Genomic DNA, 18438 nt, shown 5'->3' on the forward strand with positions numbered 1-18438 from the left:
GTGAAGCTTATGAAAGGAAAACGAGACGGTTATATCTCCTGGGATGAGTATTTCATGGGAGTGGCAAAGCTTTCCGGCATGCGTTCCAAAGACCCTCATTCACAAGTGGGAGCCTGCATTGTCAGTCCGGATAATAAGATTTTGTCCATGGGATATAACGGATTTCCTATGGGGTGTTCAGACGATGAATTTCCCTGGGCCAGGGAAGGTGATGAGCTGGATACCAAGTATTTTTATGTGACACACAGCGAACTGAATGCGATTTTAAACTACAGGGGCGGCTCCCTGGAAGGCGCCAAGCTGTATGTGTCGCTGTTTCCCTGCAATGAATGTGCCAAAGCCATTATTCAGGCGGGAATTAAAACGATTGTCTATGAATGTGATAAATATGCGGATTCTCCGGCAGTGAAGGCGTCCAAGCGTATGCTGGATGCAGCGGGAGTTCGTTATTATCAGTACAATCACACAGGCAGAAAGCTAGAAGTAGAAGTATAGAAAAGGAAAGCCAGTTATAGGAAAAAACTATAACTGGCTCTTGTTATTTCATATTAGACAATTGCCTCTTGTCATATTAAAATAACCTTGTAAACAGATAGGAATTATAATGATATGAACCGGAGGTAAGGATATGAGCATAAAGACAAGAGAAGAAAGAAAATTCAGATTTGAGACACTGCAGCTGCATGTAGGACAGGAAAAACCAGACGTGGCAACAGGAGCCAGAGCAGTACCGATTTACCAGACATCCTCTTATGTATTTGAAAACTCCAAACAGGCTGCAGACAGATTCGGTTTATCAGACCCGGGAAACATCTATGGAAGACTGACAAATCCCACGGAAGATGTTTTTGAAAAGAGAATCGCAGCATTAGAGGGCGGTGTGGCTGCTTTGGCTGTAGCGTCAGGCGCAGCAGCGATTTCCTATACATTCCAGAATCTGACACAGGCAGGAGACCATATCGTTTCCGCAAAAAATATTTATGGAGGCACTTATAATCTGCTGGCCCATACACTTCCGCAGTATGGAATTTCATCTACCTTTGTAGACATTTTTAATAAGGAAGAGATACAAAAGGCCATTCAGGAGAATACAAAGGCTATTTTCATCGAAACTTTGGGAAATCCTAATTCAGAGGTAGTAGACATTGAGGAAATTGCAAAAATTGCCCATGCGAATAAAATTCCTCTGGTGGTGGACAATACCTTCGCAACTCCGTATCTGGTGCGTCCCATTGCCTACGGCGCAGATATTGTGGTACATTCTGCAACGAAGTTTATCGGGGGACATGGAACGGCCATTGGCGGTGTGATTGTAGACAGCGGAAACTTTGACTGGGAGGCATCCGGGAAATTCCCGTCTCTGACAGAGCCAAATCCAAGCTATCACGGAATCAGCTTTACAAAAGCAGTGGGAGCAGCCGCATTTGTGACAAAAATCCGGGCTATTTTGCTGAGAGATACAGGAGCAACCATTTCCCCGTTTCATTCTTTCCTGTTCCTGCAGGGGCTGGAAACACTTTCTCTGAGAGTAGAGCGTCATGTGGAAAATGCAGTGAAGACGGCAGAATTTTTAAATAACCATCCATTGGTGGAGCGTGTACATCATCCCAGTGTGACAGAAGAGGAAGAGCAGAAAAAACTCTATAAAAAATATTTCCCAAATGGCGGAGGTTCTATTTTTACCTTTGAAATAAAAGGAGACGCAGCGACTGCGCAGAAATTCATTGATCAGTTGCAGCTGTTTTCTCTGTTGGCCAATGTAGCGGATGTGAAATCTCTGGTCATTCATCCGGCTACCACAACACACAGCCAATGCACAGAGGAGGAACTGGAAAGCCAGGGCATAAAACCAAATACCATTCGTTTATCTGTGGGTACAGAGAATATTGCAGATATTCTGGAGGACTTGGAAGAGGCATTTGCAAACTTATAAGAAGCAATTCTATAAAACATATTGAAATAGTAGGTTAATTTGAGTATAATCAGACGTATGGAGGAAGAAATATGAGAATATCAACGAAAGGAAGATATGCAGTTCGCCTGATGTTGGATTTGGCAACCAATTATTCCGGGAGTCCCATACGTCTGAAGGATGCAGCAGGAAGACAGGGAATCTCTGAGAAGTATCTGGAGCAGATTATCAGCGTCCTGAACAAAGCAGGATATGTGAGAAGTATACGGGGACCTCAGGGAGGCTATGTACTGCAGCGGACACCGAAGGAATATACCGTGGGAATGATATTGAGACTTACAGAAGGAAGTCTGGCCCCGGTAGAGTGTGCAGAGCAGGAGTTCGCTGGCTGCAGCCGTGAAAATGATTGTGTGACGAGAATCCTGTGGAAAAAATTGAATGATGCCATAAACAGTGTAGTCGATGAGGTTACGCTGGAAGATTTAATCAGCTGGCAGGCGGCAAAAGCAGACGAATATATCATATAAGATGATAAAAAAGACATTAAAAAACTTTGATATGAGGCAGATATGCAATTCCGGCCAGTGTTTCCGTATGGAACTGCTGGAGAATGGAAATTATAAGGTTATTGCTGGAGACAAATATCTGGAAGTGGGACAAAAGGGGGAAGACTGCACCTTCTTTTGTCAGGAGGCAGATTTTGATTCGTTTTGGAAAACGTATTTTGATTTGGACAGAGATTATGCTTCCTGTATTTCGCAAATTGCAGTGGAAGATGTATATTTGATGAAAGCAGCCCGGTTCGGCAGCGGCATCAGAATTTTAAAACAGGATTTATGGGAAATGATTGTTTCTTTTTTGATTTCCCAACAAAATAATATTGTGAGAATACGCCGTTGTATTGCGAATATCTGCGAGAAATACGGAGACGAGAAGAGGGACATTCACGGAAATGTGTACTATGGATTTCCGAAAGCAGAGGTATTGGCAAAGCTGGAAGAGGATGCTTTAAAACCATGTAATCTGGGCTACCGCAGCAAATATGTGGTGCGGACAGCCAGAAGCATTGTAAACGGAGAGGTGAACCTGGAAGCCCTTGGAAGTATGAAGTATGAGGAAGCAAAGGCAGAACTTTTAAAGCTGTTTGGTGTAGGAGTAAAGGTGGCAGATTGTATCTGCCTGTTTGCATTGCATCAAATGGAGGCGTTTCCGGTAGATACCCATATCCGGCAGGCCCTGGATGCAAATTATGTGAAAGGATTTCCTATGGAGCAGTATCAGGGAATGCAGGGCATTATGCAGCAATATATTTTTTATTACGAGTTGGAAGGCAAGAAAGAACAGGAGAACACATGAATTTAGAATTTAAACCTATTGATGTTGAGGCCATTGAGGAATTAACCCCTTATTTTTGTAAAAGACCGAATAAAACATGCGACAGTGTGATTTTGGACAGCTATTTATGGAGAACGTATTATCAGGTGCGCTATGCAGTCAGTGACAACAAAGCTATACAGTGGCTGATGGAGCACGAAAATGTGGTGAGCAGTGCTATGCCTGTCTGTGAGGAGCAGGATTTGGAGCATTACTTTGAAGAACTGGTGACATATTTTAATGAAGTGCTTCATAAACCGCTGCTGATTCATCTGGCAGATGAAGAGGCTGTCAAGGCTTTGAAGCTGGAAGAGCACACAGACCGGTTTCTGGTGACAGAGCAGGAGGATTTAAAAGATTATTTGTACGAGGGCGATAAACTGCGGACGCTTTCCGGGAAAAAGCTTCACAAAAAGAAAAACAACCTGAACTACTTCATGAAAAATTATGAAGGCAGATTTGAGTACCGCAGCCTTTGCTGCTCGGACAGAGATGATGTTTGGAAGTTTCTGGACCGCTGGAGAGAGGCAAAAGGAGAGGAAACGGAAGAACATCTGGACTATGAGGTACATGGAATCCATGATATTCTGAAAAACTGTTCCAGTTTTCAGGTACGCATGGGTGGTGTGTATGTGGATGATAAACTGGAAGCGTTTACTATCGGAAGCTACAATTCTTTTGAGGATATGGCCGTGATTCATATTGAAAAGGCAAATCCGGAAATCAGGGGACTGTATCAGTTTATCAATCAGCAGTTTTTGCTTCATGAATTTCCGGAAGTACCGTTGATTAACCGGGAAGACGATTTAGGGATTGAAGGGCTGAGAAAGGCAAAAATGTCGTATTCTCCCCTGGATTTTGCCCGAAAATATGAAGTGAGACAGATTGATTTTCACGAAAGCTGACCTTTACAGGGAAAGGACGGAGAAGATGATACATTATCTGCAAGGAGAAGAGAAAGCGAGAAGCCGGAAACTGTGGGAAGAGGCCTTTCCGGAGGATTCTCAGGCGTTCCGGGATTATTATTATACAGAAAAAACAAAGGATAATGAAATACTGGTCCTGGAGGAGCAGGGAAAAGTGATGTCCATGCTTCATCGAAATCCCTATGACCTGGCCCTTGGAAAGCAGACGGCAAAATGTGATTATATCGTGGGAGTTGCCACAGATAAAGAACACAGAAGAAAAGGGTATATGCGGCAGTTAATGGAACGGGCTTTAAAAGATATGAACGCAGAAAAAATGCCGTTCTGCTTTCTCATGCCGGCCTTTGAAGCGCTTTACCTGCCCTTTGATTTTACCTATATTTATAAAAAGCAGAACCGGGTTCTTACGGATAAAGGTCTCTCTGCTTTTAAAAGCAGAGAAGCAACGCATGGGGAATTAAAGGAAGCTGCCGCTTACATGAACCAATGGCTTGCGAAAAGATATGAAGTGTATGCAAAGAGAGATTTTGCCTACATGGCCCGGCTGAAAAAAGAACTGGAAAGTGAAAACGGCTGCATGGAACTGCTTTACAGTGAAAATACCCTGGCAGGAATCAAAGCCCGATGGGGTATGGAAAAGCCGGAAGAAAGGATGCTGTTCTGTGAAGAAAGTTATGCAAGAAACACAGGAGAAGCAGTTCCCTGTATCATGGGCCGGATTGTAAATTTTGCAGAATTTGTTCGGTCCATCCGGCTGCAAAAGGGTGTGAAGGCAGGGCATGATACGATTCTTTTGGAACTGCAGGATGACATTCTGCAGGAAAATGCGGGACTCTGGCGCTGGACTTTAACCCAGGACGCCTCTGCGGCTGAAAAAATTTCCGGCACGGCCGTTGGGAAAAACGGAGAAAAGGCGGAACCGGATATGAGACTTACGGTTTCGGAACTGACGGCCTGGCTTTTGGGGTATGCCCTGCCGGGGGCAGCAGAAAAGTGGGCCCATGTGGTGCGCCCGCTTACCGGCGTGTTTTTAGACGAAATTGTATAAAGTGCTGCTTAGGCAGAAGTGTGACGATATTTTCCGGGAGACAAACCTGTTGTCTGCCGGAAAATTTTGATAAAGTGGCTTTCACTGGAAAAGCATAAAATGGTACTGATTTCAGAGACGGAATAATCGGTGTAAAGCAGCATATTTTTGGCAGTGTCGATTTTTTCCTGCCGGACATAAGCCATGGGGCTTAGACCTGTCTCCTCCCGGAACAGGTGGGAAAAGCGGCCCGTACTCAGCCCGGAAAGTTCCCCCAGTTCTTTTAACGTGATTTTGTCCTGGACATGGCTCTGAATATAGTTTATTGCTTTTCGGACAGAACGGGAAAAGGCAGGAGAGAGTTTCCGGTGCTTTACTGCATTGGCAAAGTCCCGTATGGCTCTGGTCTGGAGTTTTTGAATCTGTTCCACGCAGGTACAGGACTCAGAGGTCTGAATATAACTGTCACTCATGGCATAAGCCAAATTTTCGGGTACTCCGGCGTCCATAGCTGCCCGGGTAACCTGTGTAGTAAAGGAAATCATGATAATCTGCGCCTGACGCAGAGGGTTTTGGGACAAAGTTCCCGCTTTTCCTGTAGTTCCCATTAAGCGCAGGCGTTCTTCAGCCAAATCAGCGTCGCCCATACGGACGGCTTCCAGCATATTTTTTTCATATAAATAAGGCGTATGGGGGATAAAGGATTCCCTGCTCTCCAGCAATATTTTTCTTGTTTTCTTATCTAAAAAATCAAAAGAATCCGTATTGAAAATTTCCATAAAAAATCCACTCCTTTTTTGTACAGTATACCAGAGAATTATCAGCATGAATATGATAAAAATAGCAAAAAAATAATATTTTTATTTGCAGAAGTGTGTTAAGTTTATTTCATAAAATATCAGTTTATCATAAGGAGCGATGAGACAATATGAAACGTGATGTAAAAGCGATTGTAAAGGAAATGACTCTGGAAGAGAAAGCCGGAATGTGTTCCGGTAAGGATTTCTGGCACTTGAAAGGAGTAGAACGTCTGGGTATTCCGGAGGTCATGGTGAGCGACGGACCTCATGGGCTGAGAAAGCAGGCAGAGGAAGCGGACCATCTGGGATTAAATGAGAGCATTAAAGCCGTATGTTTTCCTACGGCCTGCGCAACGGCCTGCTCTTTTGACCGGGATTTGCTGCAGGAAATGGGAGAGAGACTGGGAGAAGAATGTCAGGCAGAAGACGTGTCTGTGATTTTAGGCCCGGCTGTCAATATCAAACGTTCCCCTCTGTGCGGAAGAAATTTTGAATATTTCTCAGAAGACCCCTATCTGGCTTCTCAGATGGCAGCTGCACATATTAAGGGTGTGCAGTCTAAGAATGTGGGAACTTCTATTAAGCACTTTGCCGCAAACAATCAGGAACACAGGAGGATGTCCTGTTCTTCAGAAATTGATGAGCGTACCTTTAGGGAAATTTACCTGGGCGCTTTTGAGACAGCCATTAAAGAAGCAAAGCCGGACACAGTGATGTGCTCTTACAACAAAATCAACGGAGAATTTGCCTCTGAAAACCATCGGCTTCTCACAGAAATTTTGAGAGACGAATGGGGATTTGAAGGTTATGTGATGTCTGACTGGGGCGCTGTCAATGAGCGGGTAAAAGGTTTAAAGGCGGGGCTGGATTTGGAAATGCCGGGAAGCGGCGGCTATACAGATAAAGAAATTGTGGAGGCTGTGAAAAACGGAACCATGGACGAATCCGTTCTGGATACAGCTGTGGAAAGAATTTTAAATGTGGTGTTCCATTATGTGGACAACCGCCAGGAAGGAACCTTTGACCGTGAGGAAGACCATAAGCTGGCAGCGAAAATCGCAGCAGAGTCCATGGTACTTTTGAAAAATGAGGGAATTCTGCCTTTGAAACCGGAAGGAAAGAAGATTGCCTTTATCGGAAAATTTGCAGAACAGCCAAGATTCCAGGGCGGCGGAAGTTCTCATATTAACTCTTTTAAAATCACCAGTGCATTAGACGCAGTAAAGGAAGTTACAGAAGTGACTTATGCCCAGGGATATGACATAAAGGAAGATAAAACAGATGAAAAGCTTCATAAGGAAGCCGTGCGGGCGGCGAAGGAGGCTGATGTTGCCGTGATTTTTGCAGGTCTTCCGGATGCGTTTGAGTCAGAAGGATATGACAGAACACATATGAGAATGCCCCAGTGCCAGAATACTTTAATTTCAGATATTACAAAAGTGCAGAAAAATGTAGTTGTAGTGCTGCATAACGGCTCTCCGGTAGAAATGCCCTGGGCGGATGACATTCAGGGGATTCTGGAAGCTTATCTGTGCGGAGAAGCCGTAGGACAGGCAGAAGTAGATTTGCTCTTTGGCAAGGCTAACCCGTGCGGTAAACTGGCTGAAACGGTTCCTTATAAGCTGTCAGACAACCCGTCTTACCTGTATTTCCCGGGAGACGGAAAGACGGTGGAATATAAGGAAGGCGTCTTTGTAGGCTACCGTTATTATGATACCAAGGAAATGCTGGTGCGCTATCCTTTTGGATATGGATTAAGCTATACAACGTTTGCATACAGCGATATGCAGATTTCCGCAGAGGAAATCAAAGATACGGATACGCTGAAGGTATCTCTGAAGGTGAAAAATACAGGAAATGTGGCAGGAAAAGAGATTGTACAGCTTTATGTAGCGGATAAGACAGGCGCAGCCAGCCGTCCGGTGAAAGAACTGAAAAACTTTGTGAAGGTAGAATTGCAGCCACAGGAAGAAAAAACCGTGGAAATGGAACTGGATAAGAGAAGTTTTGCGTGGTACTGCACGGAACTTCAGGACTGGTATGCGGCAACCGGAGAATATGAAATTCTGGCGGCAGCGTCTTCTCAGGATGTGCGTCTTAGAAAAACTGTCCGAGTGGTTTCTTCCCAGGAAATACCGCTGCATGTACACATGAACACTACCATCAGTGAACTGATGGAAAATCCAAAAACCAACAGTGTGATTCAGGAACTGGCCAGCAGCCTCATGGAACATATGGGCGGTTCTCAGGACGGAGAAGAAGGAACAGCAGCAGCAGAAGCGATTACCCCGGAAATGTCCATGAAAATGATGGAGAACGCGCCTCTTCGCGCTATGCGCAGTTTCATGGGAATGAATGGAGAGGAACTGGAGGCGTTGATTAAAAAATTGCAGGAAGCAGCGTCAATGTAGCAAAAACGTACTTTTCGTTGTGTCATAATGTTAAATCTATGTAAAATATGTTAAATCTCTGTATAAAATATTGCGGAATTTGCTCATAAAAGGTATAAAAGTAAGGAAGAGATTAATAAAACGTAAAAATTGCATGAATTGCAATGGGAGGAAAAACGTGAAGATTACAGATTTTTTCAGTCTTTTAGGAGGACTGGCATTATTCCTTTACGGAATGCAGATGATGAGCAACGGACTTGAGGCAGCAGCAGGAAACAAGATGAAACAGATTCTGGAAAAGCTGACTGCAAACCGTTTTCTGGGTGTTTTGGTAGGTGCCGGAATTACAGCCGTTATTCAGTCTTCATCAGCCACCACAGTTATGGTCGTGGGCTTTGTAAACTCAGGCATGATGACTTTAAAACAGGCCGTATGGATTATTATGGGTGCCAATATCGGTACCACAATTACCGGACAGTTAATTGCCCTTGATGTCGGTCAGCTGGCGCCGCTTTTTGCTTTTGCAGGTGTGGCTTTGATTGTGTTTGTGAAGAAACAAAAGGTACATCACTATGGTTTGATTGTAGCCGGACTCGGTATTCTGTTTATTGGTATGGAAATGATGAGCGGCGCAATGATGCCTCTTAGAGAGTCTGAGGCTTTCGTCTCTCTTATGACGAAATTCTCCAACCCGGTACTGGGCATTCTGGCAGGTATGATATTTACAGCTCTTATTCAGTCTTCTTCTGCGTCTGTAGGTATTCTGCAGGCCCTTGCATCCAGCGGACTGATTGGACTGCCAAATGCAGTATTCGTACTGTTCGGACAGAACATTGGTACTTGTATTACAGCAATTCTGGCTGCTATCGGCACAAACAGAAATGCAAAACGTACTACAGTGATTCACCTGATGTTCAACATTATCGGTACGACTATCTTTACCATCGTATGTATTCTGACTCCGCTGACCTCACTGGTGGAAAACTGGACACCGGGAAATGTTTCAGCACAGATTGCAAATATGCATACATTATTTAACATTGTAACAACACTGCTCCTTCTTCCATTTGGAACTTATCTGGCAAAACTTGCTGTCAAGATTCTTCCGGAGAAACAGGAAGAAATGGAAGGTGTTATGCACATGGAGTTCATTCATCCAATGGAAACCAAAAGAGATACTCAGATTGGTCTTTCCGCTATTGCGGTTACGGGTATTAAGAACGAACTTCACCGTATGATTGGCATGGCAAAAGAAAATGTAGAAAAGAGTTTTGTATGTGTGAAAGATGGAAAGAGAGAACTCTTAGAGGAAGTCAGAGAGCGAGAGGAATATATTGATTATCTGAACAAAGAGATTTCCAAATATATTTCCAAGGTGCTGGTAAATGAAAGCAATCCGGGAGATTCCCAGTACATCAGCGCGCTTTTTAAAGTGTGCGGAAACGTAGAGAGAATCGGCGACCACGCCATGAATATCTGCGAATATACCAAGATGATTGAAAAACAGGGAATTACCTTCTCTGCAGAAGTAAAAGAAGAAATGGATGAAATGCGTGAAATTTGTGGAAAAGCTTTAGATTTTCTGTCACAAATTGAGGATAACTCCGGAAAGAACATTCAGGCTATCGAAGACTTTGAGCAGAAAATTGACGATATGACAGAGGACTACAGACAGAAGCAGATGGTTCGTATGCAGAAAGGAACCTGCTCAGAGGAAGGCTGTATTATCTACTCTGAAATGCTGACAGATTTTGAACGTATTGGTGACCATATTCTGAACATTGGACAGGAAATGGGCATGGGAAAAGTCGGAGCATAAGAAAACATTTATGAATACCTTGTAAATTAGAGGCTGTGGCATTAAGCACACTATGTGTTTCTTGCCACAGCCTTCATTGCTGACACAAAGAAACCCCTAATTCCCTCAAGATTAAGGGAATTAGGGGAGTTGAATAGGCGAATCCTATTTTTTATTCGCTTGTTCTTATTCTGTCCACCAGACTGCCTGTTTGCATTCTCTTATAAAGCAGTGGTGGAATCAGAGCACAGATTCCAAAGGCTATCATAAAGAGCAGGAGATTTTTTAGGACAGGAACGCAGAACGTCATACCGTAAATGTTCATAAAATGAAAAATCACATATCCCAAAGGCACTCCCGCCAGAAGGGAAAGCAAGACGGAGATTACGCCGTATCCGAGACCTTCTGTCATAAGTACCCGTCTTATTTGCTTTTGCGTCATCCCCAGGCTTTCCAGTACAGCGAATTCTCTGGAACGCTCCTGCACGCTGGCAGTCATCATATTAAAATAATTCATGAGCGTCAGAAGCGCCAGAATCAGTCCCAGGCCATTTCCAAAGACTTTTATTTGAGTTTCCGTTTTTGACATATTTTTATAGGATTCCAGCTTGGATTGGAAACCAACGCGCTTTTCACCTGCGAAGATTTGCTTTATCTGTGCTTCTGTTTCTTTGGAAAAAGGTTTCTCATAATCTGCATAAACTACTTCAATGGGGAACTCGCCTGCAAGTTTTTCCGCAAATTTTTCACTGACTATAATCTGTGGGTTGTAGCCACCGGAAAAAGAGGCGGGAGAATTCGAAAGAGCAGCGATTTTTACAGAATACATCTGCTGGCTTTTTCCGGGAAAGTAAAAAGTCAGATTTTTTCCCACGGCTTCTTTTGGGGATACCCAGTAGTTCTTTTCCAAGAGGGCAATTTTTCCTTCAAGAAACAGGGTTTTATCCAGCGTATTTCCCAGTTCTTCGTTTAATACGTCAAATTCTGTTTCGCTGATACCCACCAGACGGCTTCCAAACATGTTATTCATAGTTTCCGTATCTTTTTTATAGGCGTCCATGGTTTCATTATAATTGCCGCCCGGTGTCATTCTGGACTCAAACAGCCGTTTCAGATACCCTCCCAGTGCCTCTTTCTGATAAGGAATACAGATATCTGTGGTTTTGACTGTTCGTATATTCTTTACACCGGGAACGGATTTTAGCTTCTGCAGTTTCTCAGAGGTAAAAAGCTGTGTTTCATCTTCGCGGAGCATGGTATTATTTTCCAATGCAATATCGCTGTCAGAAATAGTATTCAGTACGCGTTTGGAATCATATTCCATCAAAAGTATACTTACAATCAGAAAAAGCGAAAGCACAAGAAAGAACGAGGTTAAAATAGCAAAGGTCTGTTTTTTTCGACGGAACATATTTCGCCATGCCATGGCTCTTATGCTGTTGCTGCCTTTGGCTTTTGTTCTTTTGGACTGGAATTTTAAATCGGCTTCTGTATAACGTACAGCCTCCATAGGAGCACATTCCCCTACAATTTTTGCAGGTTTTCTGGCACTGATAAAGACAGTAAAAGCAGAGAAAATCCCTGCACACAGACAGATAATTCCATAGAGGAGAGGGGTATGTACGGCTTTTATCCCATCTCCGGGATCCAACAGGCGGATGGCCTGGGGCAGAATCTGATTTAACATAATCAGTCCCAGGAGAAGCCCCAGTGGAATTCCTCCTGCGGCATTCCAGAAGGCTTGAAGATAAACCAGGTGCCGAAGCTGGGGAGTCGTCATGCCAAGAGTCCGTAACTGCCCAAAGTAACGGATATCTTTGGCAATGGAAATATAAAGCGTATTGTAAATAAACAGATACCCTGCGCTGAAAATCATGAAAAGTAAAAAAATGATGCCTGCCGCTGTTTTCAGGTAGTAGAAAATTAAATCCGGGTCCGATTCCAGAATCTGGCGGTCGGACAGATTCAGCTGTTTTTCCAGGGCTGAAATATTTTTCTGGGTATACAGAGAATGTTTTAAGGAAAGGAACAGGTAACCTTGTCCATAGCTTGTCTGGTCAGCGCCCGTAGTTTCGTAAAAAGCTTTTGATACAAACCCTTTGGACTGTCCCGTATAATCTTTGAAATAGCCGGAAAGAGTAAAGGTTTCCGTAAAAATACTCTGGTCTGCTTCCTGGGCAGTCTTTGGCTCTTCTTCTGTAATATTGTAATAGGTGACAGGAATTTTCATGCCAAGGGTGGGATTCTGAATACCCAGTTCCTTCAGGGCGTCTAAAGAGAGCATGATTTCGTCCTTGTTCTTTGGAAAACATCCCTTTACAGATTCAAAAGCAGGAAGAAGCTGTTTTTTCCACCCTTCTTTGTCACTGTAAAACAGTTTCACCATACTGGAATATTGGCCGTTTCCCTGGGTAATCATGGCACACTTCACTTCCAGCCCCGAGGCGCGGATATAATCCAGTTGTTTTACTTTTTCTATCTGGTCAGGGCGGGGCTCTGTCAGGGCGATGTCGTAATCTCTGCCGGACATCATAAGGTTTCGCCTGGAAAGCGCCTGGGTGTACTGGATTCCGATTCCGATAACGGTTATCAACAGGAAGGAAGTCAGAATAATGGCAAGGATGGTAAGGAGGTTTCGCTTTCTGTTTGCCTGATAAGTGGTGCGGGCTATGCGGGAAATGGTCTTTTTATTGTTTACTTTAATCATAAATCCCACCTCCGCAGATTCGTCCGTCTTCCAGCCGGATTATCCGCTGGGACATCTGGGCAATTTCTTCATCATGGGTAATCATGACCACAGTCTGGTTCAATTGTTCCTGGCTGATTTTTAAAAGCCCCAGAACGTCCTGTCCGGTTCGGGTATCCAGATTACCGGTGGGTTCGTCGGCCAGTACAATGGCAGGTTTGGCCGCCAGAGCTCTGGCCAGAGCGGTTCTCTGTTGTTGGCCGCCGGAAAGCTGGCCGGGCATGGCATAGCGCTTTTCAGACAATCCCAGCATGTCCAGAATGTGGTTTACATAATCCTTGTCCGGCCGGATACCATCCAACTGAATGGGAAGCACCACATTTTCATACACATTCAGCAGGGGCAGGAGGTTGTAATTCTGAAAAACAAAACCGATTTTTCTGCGCCGGAAAATGGTCAGGGAATCTCTGTCCATCTGGGAAATATCCTGTCCGTCTGCCAGCACCCGTCCCGAAGTGGGGTTGTCCAGACCGCCCAGCATGTGCAGCAGCGTGGATTTGCCGCTGCCCGATTTACCTACAATAGAGAGAAATTCGCCTTTTTCTACGGAGAGATTGACGCCGTCCAGGGCTTTCACAACCGTGTTTCCCAGCGGATAATATTTTTTCAGATTTTCTGCTTTTAAGATAGTCATAGAAATACTCCTTTCGATTTCTGTATTTTGCATTACAGTAACTATAGCAGAATAATCTTTCCACATTCTGTCTCAAAAGTGACAGTTTTGACAGATTTCAAAAGTATACGGAATTCGAAAGAGCATGTCTGGAAAGAAACACCGAGAAGTCGCTGCCTTTGCCTGGGGAAGAATCCACTTTGATATACCCGCCCTCCTTCGCCAGAATTTCCCTGGCAAGATACAGCCCGATTCCCAGACCTTTTTCTTGAGACACAGAAGGGGAGCGGTAAAACCGCTGAAAAATCATGCCCTGTTCTTTCTCTGAAATTCCCGGTCCCTGGTCCCGGACATGAATACGGATAAAGGAATCGTAGCTTTCTGCAAAAAGCTGAATTTCAGAACCTTTGGGGGCATATTTTACAGCGTTGTTCAGTATATTTCCCAGGGCTTCTGCTGTCCACTTCATATCGAAAAATGCCTGGAAATCTTCGCTAGAAATCTGAAAGGAAATATGTTTTTTCATGGCCTGCAGCTCTTCCGCCTGGCAGACAAGCCCCAGAAGCTCTGCTGTACCGGAAAAGGCGGGATGAAGAGCAAGCATGTCACTTTCCAGATAAGAAGAATGTACCAGTTCTTTCATAAAGAAATCCAGTTTTTCTGTCTGTGCCTGTATTTTCTGCGTCAGGGCTCTGCTCTGGTCATCGATTTCCGCCTCGGCCAGAAGTCCGGTGTACAGCATGATATTGGTCAGGGGAGTACGTACCTGATGAGAGATGTCAGCAATCAGAGATTTTACCACATTGCGCTCTTCATCTGCCTTTCGATAACTGGCATTGGAAATATCTAAAAGACGGTTTATCCGCTCAGAAATGGCAGCATCTGCAGATTCATCAAAAACAGCCAAAGTCTTCTGGCCGTCCAGGGCTCTGTCCAGGATTTCCAGTATATGATTCATTTGTTTGTCCAGATTTTTCCGATACTGAACCATGGCGAACAGGCACACAGACAGCAGCAGAAGCAGAACAAGGATTCCCAAAAGCAATAGTTTCATTTCGCATTCTCCCACATATACCCTTTTCCGTAAATCGTTTTGATGTACTGGGGATTGGAAGGTTTTTCTTCCAGTTTATCCCGCAGTCTGCGGATACCTACAGACAGGGCGTTGTCCTCTACATATTCGGTTCCGTCTTCCCAGACCCATGCCAGAAGCCGCTCCCGGGTGAGGATTTTTCCCTGGTTAAATACGAGAAGATAGAGAATTTTCTGCTCAGTGCGGCTTAATTCTATGGCTTTTCCGTCCTTGTAAAATTCCATGGTGGAAAAGGAGAAGCGAAAAGGTTCCTGCATATACTCTGATTCCTGTTTGGGACTGATTCTGCGCAGCAGCGCCCGAATACGCGCCCGAAGTACCATGGTGCTGAAGGGTTTGGTGATATAGTCGTCTGCTCCGCATTCCAGCCCCCGTACAATGTCCAGTTCCATGTCACGGGCAGTCAGGAGGATAATGGGAACCTTGCTTTCTCTGCGGATGTCCTGGCAGAAGGCGAAGCCGCTGCCGTCAGGAAGATTGACGTCTAAAAGCAGCAGGTCAAAGGTCTGGCTTTTTAAGGCTGCCGCCGCGTCTTTGACTGTGCTGCATACGGTAAAGGAAAAATCTTTGTCTTTTAAAGCCATCTCCATGCCAAACGCCAGTTCCTCATCATCTTCCAGTATCATGATATAGTTCATAGTCCTGTTTTATCCTTTCCCATTGTTCTTGCAAAACGTTGCTCTATTGGGATTATTGTACCTGTCTTGTTGTACATTTTCAAGTGTGTGTGGTATGATTAAGAAACACAAAGCCAAATGCCAGGCTGGCAGACTGAGAAAAATGAGGACAAAAAGACATGAATAAAGCAAAACAGATACTTTTAAAAGCCCTTTCTTCGCCGGATTCCAGGCTGGATGTGGAGAAATCCAGAAAGCTGATGAATCTGAAAGCCTTAGACCCGTTAAAGCCTTTTTACCGGACTTTAGATACAAAGTTTTACCGGGAAGGACGGGAGATTCCCCTTCGGATTTATTTTCCGGACAGTGAATCTTATCAGACTGCAGAGGCAGTGCAAAAGGGCGACATGACGGATAACATTTACCCTGTGCTGCTGTATATTCACGGCGGTGGGTTTGTGACGGAAAGTGTGGATTCCTACAGCCGGGTATGCCGGAATCTTGCAAAGCACACCCGTCATGTAGTGGTAGCTATTGACTATCCCCTGGCGCCGGAACACCGGTTTCCTACACAGGTGGAGGACTGTTACGCTGTGGCAAAAGCGGTTTTTGCGGACAGGAATCTGCTGAATGCAGACCCGGACTCCATTACCATTATGGGAGACAGCGCAGGAGGAAATCTGACTGCGGCTGTGACCTTAATGGCAAGAGACAGAGGGGAGTTTGCGCCGCCCAGACAGATACTGATTTACCCCTGTGTCAACAACAATTACCGGGAGAACAACGGCTTTGCTTCCCTTATGGAGAACGGGCAGGATTACCTGTTGACACGGCAGAATATGGCGGATTATCTGGACTATTACCAGTCTTCAGAGAGGGACAGAGAAAACCCTTATTTTGCTCCCCTTCTGGCAGAGGATTTCACCAATCTGCCGAAAACTCTGATTATTACCGGGGAATTTGACCCGTTAAGAGACGAAGGAGAGGCCTTTGCTGCAAAACTGGCAAAAGGGGGAAACCAGGTGGAATGTCATAGAATTGCAGACGGGATTCATGGATTTTTTCTGCTGGAAACCTTTCATCCGGCAGTGAAGAAGACTTATGAATATATAAATGAATTTCTGGAAACAGAGGGGATACAGGATTAAAGAAGGGGGAAAAAATTGTGCCAGGAAGAGGAAGAAAATGGCGCTCACTGGAGAATACAGCCAAAATATTTCCGGCTACCAGCGGGAAAAAGGATGAGAGGGTGTTTCGGATTTCCTGCCAGATGAAGGAAGCTGTAGAGCCGGAAAAGCTGCAGAGGGCGCTGGATTTATGTGTGGAAGACTATGCGCTTTTTCTCTGTGTACTGCGGGGCGGACTCTTTTGGAACTATCTGGAGGAAACTCATTTAAGACCGGTGGTGAGGGAGGAATACAAGCCGCCCTGCAGTCAGATTTATGTCCGGGATCAGAAGAATCTGCTGTTTGAAGTGACTTACTACCGGAAGCGGATTAACTTTGAAACTTATCATGCCCTTACAGATGGAACCGGGGCTATGCAGTTTGTAAAATCTTTGCTTTATTATTATCTCAAAGAACTGCACCCGGATAAGGTGAGCGGTACGGCGGACCAGGTAAGGCCTGACGCCACAGCGGCAGAGATGTCGGAAGACAGTTTTGAGAAATACTATTCCGACCGGGGAAAAGAGGAAAAAATCCCGAAATACCGGGCGCATCAATTACATTACCGGAAGACGGAATACCACATGCTGCACCTGACAGAAGGAATCTTGTCAGTGAAGGAACTGCTGGAAACGGCTCGTTCTTACGGCACGACGCTGACTGTATATCTCACGGCTGTCTATTTGTGCGCCATTGCACAGGATATGAGTGAAAAGCAGAAGAAAAAGCCGGTGGCCTTAATGATTCCCGTGAACCTGAGAAACTATTTTCCCTCGGATTCGGTACGAAACTTTTTCGGGTGGATTGATATTGGATATGATTTTTCCAGCCAGAGTGAAAAGCTGGAAGATGTTATCGCGTTTACGGCAAAATTTTTTAAAGAAGAGCTGACGCCCCAGCGGATTGCGGCCAGAATGAACGGTTTTATGCGTATGGAGAAAAATCCTTTTATGCGGGCGCTTCCCCTGCCTTTGAAACTGTGGGGCATGCAGGCCGGAGCCAGACTGTCTTCTGCCAATGGAACCGCTGTGTTTTCCAATATCGGAAAGATTACGATGCCGAAAGAATGCAGGGAATATATAGACTGGTTTGATTTTTATACCACGACGCCCAAAATGGAAATTTGTATGTGTTCCTTTGAAGATAATCTGACTATCAGCTTTACTTCCCAGTTTGCAGAAAGCCATGTGGAGCGGAATTTCTTCCGTATGCTGACAGAACAGGGGACAGCGGTGCGTATTATTTCCTGGAATGAGGAAGACTGGAAAGGGGGAGAATGAGTATGCAGTACTGCAGTAAGTGCAAAGTTTCCATAGAGACGCCTCATAAGAGATGTCCCCTTTGCCAGGGAAAGCTGGAGGGAGAAGGTGAGGAGGAGAGCAAGCTGTTTCCCGACTTGTCGGGAGAGAAATCCAGAGTGTTTCTGGGATTTAAGGTGTTTACCTTTTGCTGTATAGCGATTCTTGTTCTGGGGTTGGTGGTCAATCTCATGTTTCCCGCACCGGTATTCTGGGCAGGCTTTCTGGCGGCGGCTGTTGTCTGTATGTGGATTCTCACGGCAGCGGCCTTTATCAAAAGACGGAATCTGCTGAAAAATACGTTGTGGCAGATGGTGCTTTTGTGTGTGGTGTTTCTGTTCTGGGATTTTCTGACCGGGTATCGGGGCTGGTCTTTAGAGTACGGAATTCCTGTGGTAATTCTTCTGGTATTTCCTGTGCTTACGGTCATTGTGAAGCTGATGAAGCTGCCGGCATCTTATTATATGATTTACTATCTGCTGGCCTGTGCAGCAGGGCTTTTGCAGCTTCTGTTCTGGCCTGCGGGACTGGTGCAGATGCATAGAGTCTGTGTGCTCTGCGGTGCGGTATCGGCCCTTGTTTTTGCGGGGCTTGGGATTTTCCAGGGGAAATATGTCTGGGAAGAAATGAGGAAAAAGACTCATATGTAAGAAAAAATAAGAATGTCATATCAAGCAC

The 18438-nt window shown here is 44.8% G+C and carries 16 protein-coding genes; 11 read left to right on the plus strand and 5 right to left on the minus strand.

The window, feature by feature from the left end; all coding sequences use genetic code 11:
- The first annotated feature begins 9 nt into the window (after positions 1-9).
- The 6 genes from G5A70_RS07300 to G5A70_RS07325 all read left to right on the plus strand — a co-directional run bounded on the left by G5A70_RS07300 (position 10) and on the right by G5A70_RS07325 (position 5260).
- Positions 10-495, plus strand: coding sequence for a deoxycytidylate deaminase (locus tag G5A70_RS07300; RefSeq protein ID WP_173749003.1), 486 nt, complete (start codon positions 10-12; stop codon positions 493-495).
- Between the two features lie 133 nt (positions 496-628).
- Positions 629-1933, plus strand: coding sequence for an O-acetylhomoserine aminocarboxypropyltransferase/cysteine synthase family protein (locus tag G5A70_RS07305; RefSeq protein ID WP_173749004.1), 1305 nt, complete (start codon positions 629-631; stop codon positions 1931-1933).
- Positions 1934-2004: 71 nt separating this feature from the next.
- Entirely contained in the window at positions 2005-2439 is a 435-nt protein-coding gene (locus tag G5A70_RS07310; protein ID WP_173749005.1) for an RrF2 family transcriptional regulator, read from the plus strand.
- 1 nt (position 2440) lies between these two features.
- A complete protein-coding gene (locus tag G5A70_RS07315; protein WP_226853553.1) occupies positions 2441-3268 on the plus strand; it encodes a DNA-3-methyladenine glycosylase family protein in 828 nt (275 codons plus the stop codon).
- Entirely contained in the window at positions 3265-4191 is a 927-nt protein-coding gene (locus G5A70_RS07320; protein ID WP_173749006.1) for a DUF2156 domain-containing protein, read from the plus strand. Before G5A70_RS07315 ends, G5A70_RS07320 begins: the two co-directional genes overlap by 4 nt.
- 25 nt (positions 4192-4216) lie before the next feature.
- Positions 4217-5260 (plus strand): GNAT family N-acetyltransferase, encoded by a 1044-nt coding sequence (locus G5A70_RS07325; protein ID WP_173749007.1) that lies wholly within the window; start codon positions 4217-4219, stop codon positions 5258-5260.
- 8 nt (positions 5261-5268) lie between these two features.
- On the opposite strand, the gene G5A70_RS07330 is transcribed toward G5A70_RS07325, so the two are convergent.
- Positions 5269-6018 carry a helix-turn-helix domain-containing protein gene (locus G5A70_RS07330; RefSeq protein WP_173749008.1) on the minus strand — a complete coding sequence of 250 codons (750 nt, stop codon included), beginning with the start codon at positions 6016-6018 and terminating at the stop codon, positions 5269-5271.
- Positions 6019-6167: 149 nt separating this feature from the next.
- Here G5A70_RS07330 and G5A70_RS07335 point away from each other — a divergent pair, with 149 nt between their 5' ends.
- Complete coding sequence (locus tag G5A70_RS07335; protein ID WP_173749009.1) at positions 6168-8450, plus strand: glycoside hydrolase family 3 C-terminal domain-containing protein; 2283 nt, start codon at positions 6168-6170, stop codon at positions 8448-8450.
- Between the two features lie 157 nt (positions 8451-8607).
- Positions 8608-10248: a Na/Pi cotransporter family protein gene (locus tag G5A70_RS07340; RefSeq protein WP_173749010.1), complete on the plus strand. Its 1641-nt coding sequence runs from the start codon at positions 8608-8610 to the stop codon at positions 10246-10248.
- 151 nt (positions 10249-10399) lie between these two features.
- On the opposite strand, the gene G5A70_RS07345 is transcribed toward G5A70_RS07340, so the two are convergent.
- From G5A70_RS07345 to G5A70_RS07360, 4 genes are all read right to left on the minus strand, one after another.
- Positions 10400-12934, minus strand: coding sequence for an ABC transporter permease (locus G5A70_RS07345; RefSeq protein ID WP_173749011.1), 2535 nt, complete (start codon positions 12932-12934; stop codon positions 10400-10402).
- Positions 12927-13607, minus strand: a complete 681-nt coding sequence (locus G5A70_RS07350) for an ABC transporter ATP-binding protein (protein ID WP_173749012.1) — start codon at positions 13605-13607, stop codon at positions 12927-12929. The genes G5A70_RS07345 and G5A70_RS07350 overlap by 8 nt, the downstream gene beginning before the upstream one ends.
- A gap of 97 nt (positions 13608-13704) precedes the next feature.
- Positions 13705-14640 (minus strand): sensor histidine kinase, encoded by a 936-nt coding sequence (locus tag G5A70_RS07355; protein ID WP_173749013.1) that lies wholly within the window; start codon positions 14638-14640, stop codon positions 13705-13707.
- Entirely contained in the window at positions 14637-15317 is a 681-nt protein-coding gene (locus G5A70_RS07360) for a response regulator transcription factor (protein ID WP_173749014.1), read from the minus strand. Before G5A70_RS07360 ends, G5A70_RS07355 begins: the two co-directional genes overlap by 4 nt.
- 158 nt (positions 15318-15475) lie before the next feature.
- Here G5A70_RS07360 and G5A70_RS07365 point away from each other — a divergent pair, with 158 nt between their 5' ends.
- The 3 genes from G5A70_RS07365 to G5A70_RS07375 are packed head-to-tail and all read left to right on the plus strand — an operon-like array spanning position 15476 to position 18410.
- Positions 15476-16444 carry an alpha/beta hydrolase gene (locus tag G5A70_RS07365; protein ID WP_173749015.1) on the plus strand — a complete coding sequence of 323 codons (969 nt, stop codon included), beginning with the start codon at positions 15476-15478 and terminating at the stop codon, positions 16442-16444.
- 17 nt (positions 16445-16461) lie between these two features.
- Positions 16462-17742, plus strand: coding sequence for an alcohol acetyltransferase (locus G5A70_RS15980; RefSeq protein ID WP_173749016.1), 1281 nt, complete (start codon positions 16462-16464; stop codon positions 17740-17742).
- Positions 17743-17744: 2 nt separating this feature from the next.
- The gene (locus G5A70_RS07375) at positions 17745-18410 is read left to right on the plus strand and encodes a DUF6320 domain-containing protein (protein ID WP_173749017.1); all 666 of its coding nucleotides are present in this window, start codon (positions 17745-17747) and stop codon (positions 18408-18410) included.
- Positions 18411-18438 lie beyond the last annotated feature (28 nt).

Source organism: Blautia hansenii (genome assembly GCF_013304445.1).
GTDB lineage: Bacteria > Bacillota > Clostridia > Lachnospirales > Lachnospiraceae > Blautia.

Excerpts from the sequence above, each read along its gene's own strand:
- G5A70_RS07300 (WP_173749003.1), top strand. The coding sequence starts at position 10 with ATGAAAGGAAAACGAGACGGTTATATCTCCTGGGATGAGTATTTCATG.
- G5A70_RS07305 (WP_173749004.1), top strand. The coding sequence starts at position 629 with ATGAGCATAAAGACAAGAGAAGAAAGAAAATTCAGATTTGAGACACTG.
- G5A70_RS07310 (WP_173749005.1), top strand. The coding sequence starts at position 2,005 with ATGAGAATATCAACGAAAGGAAGATATGCAGTTCGCCTGATGTTGGAT.
- G5A70_RS07315 (WP_226853553.1), top strand. The coding sequence starts at position 2,441 with ATGATAAAAAAGACATTAAAAAACTTTGATATGAGGCAGATATGCAAT.
- G5A70_RS07320 (WP_173749006.1), top strand. The coding sequence starts at position 3,265 with ATGAATTTAGAATTTAAACCTATTGATGTTGAGGCCATTGAGGAATTA.
- G5A70_RS07325 (WP_173749007.1), top strand. The coding sequence starts at position 4,217 with ATGATACATTATCTGCAAGGAGAAGAGAAAGCGAGAAGCCGGAAACTG.
- G5A70_RS07330 (WP_173749008.1), bottom strand. The coding sequence starts at position 6,018 with ATGGAAATTTTCAATACGGATTCTTTTGATTTTTTAGATAAGAAAACA.
- G5A70_RS07335 (WP_173749009.1), top strand. The coding sequence starts at position 6,168 with ATGAAACGTGATGTAAAAGCGATTGTAAAGGAAATGACTCTGGAAGAG.
- G5A70_RS07345 (WP_173749011.1), bottom strand. The coding sequence starts at position 12,934 with ATGATTAAAGTAAACAATAAAAAGACCATTTCCCGCATAGCCCGCACC.
- G5A70_RS07350 (WP_173749012.1), bottom strand. The coding sequence starts at position 13,607 with ATGACTATCTTAAAAGCAGAAAATCTGAAAAAATATTATCCGCTGGGA.
- G5A70_RS07355 (WP_173749013.1), bottom strand. The coding sequence starts at position 14,640 with ATGAAACTATTGCTTTTGGGAATCCTTGTTCTGCTTCTGCTGCTGTCT.
- G5A70_RS07360 (WP_173749014.1), bottom strand. The coding sequence starts at position 15,317 with ATGAACTATATCATGATACTGGAAGATGATGAGGAACTGGCGTTTGGC.
- G5A70_RS07365 (WP_173749015.1), top strand. The coding sequence starts at position 15,476 with ATGAATAAAGCAAAACAGATACTTTTAAAAGCCCTTTCTTCGCCGGAT.
- G5A70_RS07375 (WP_173749017.1), top strand. The coding sequence starts at position 17,745 with ATGCAGTACTGCAGTAAGTGCAAAGTTTCCATAGAGACGCCTCATAAG.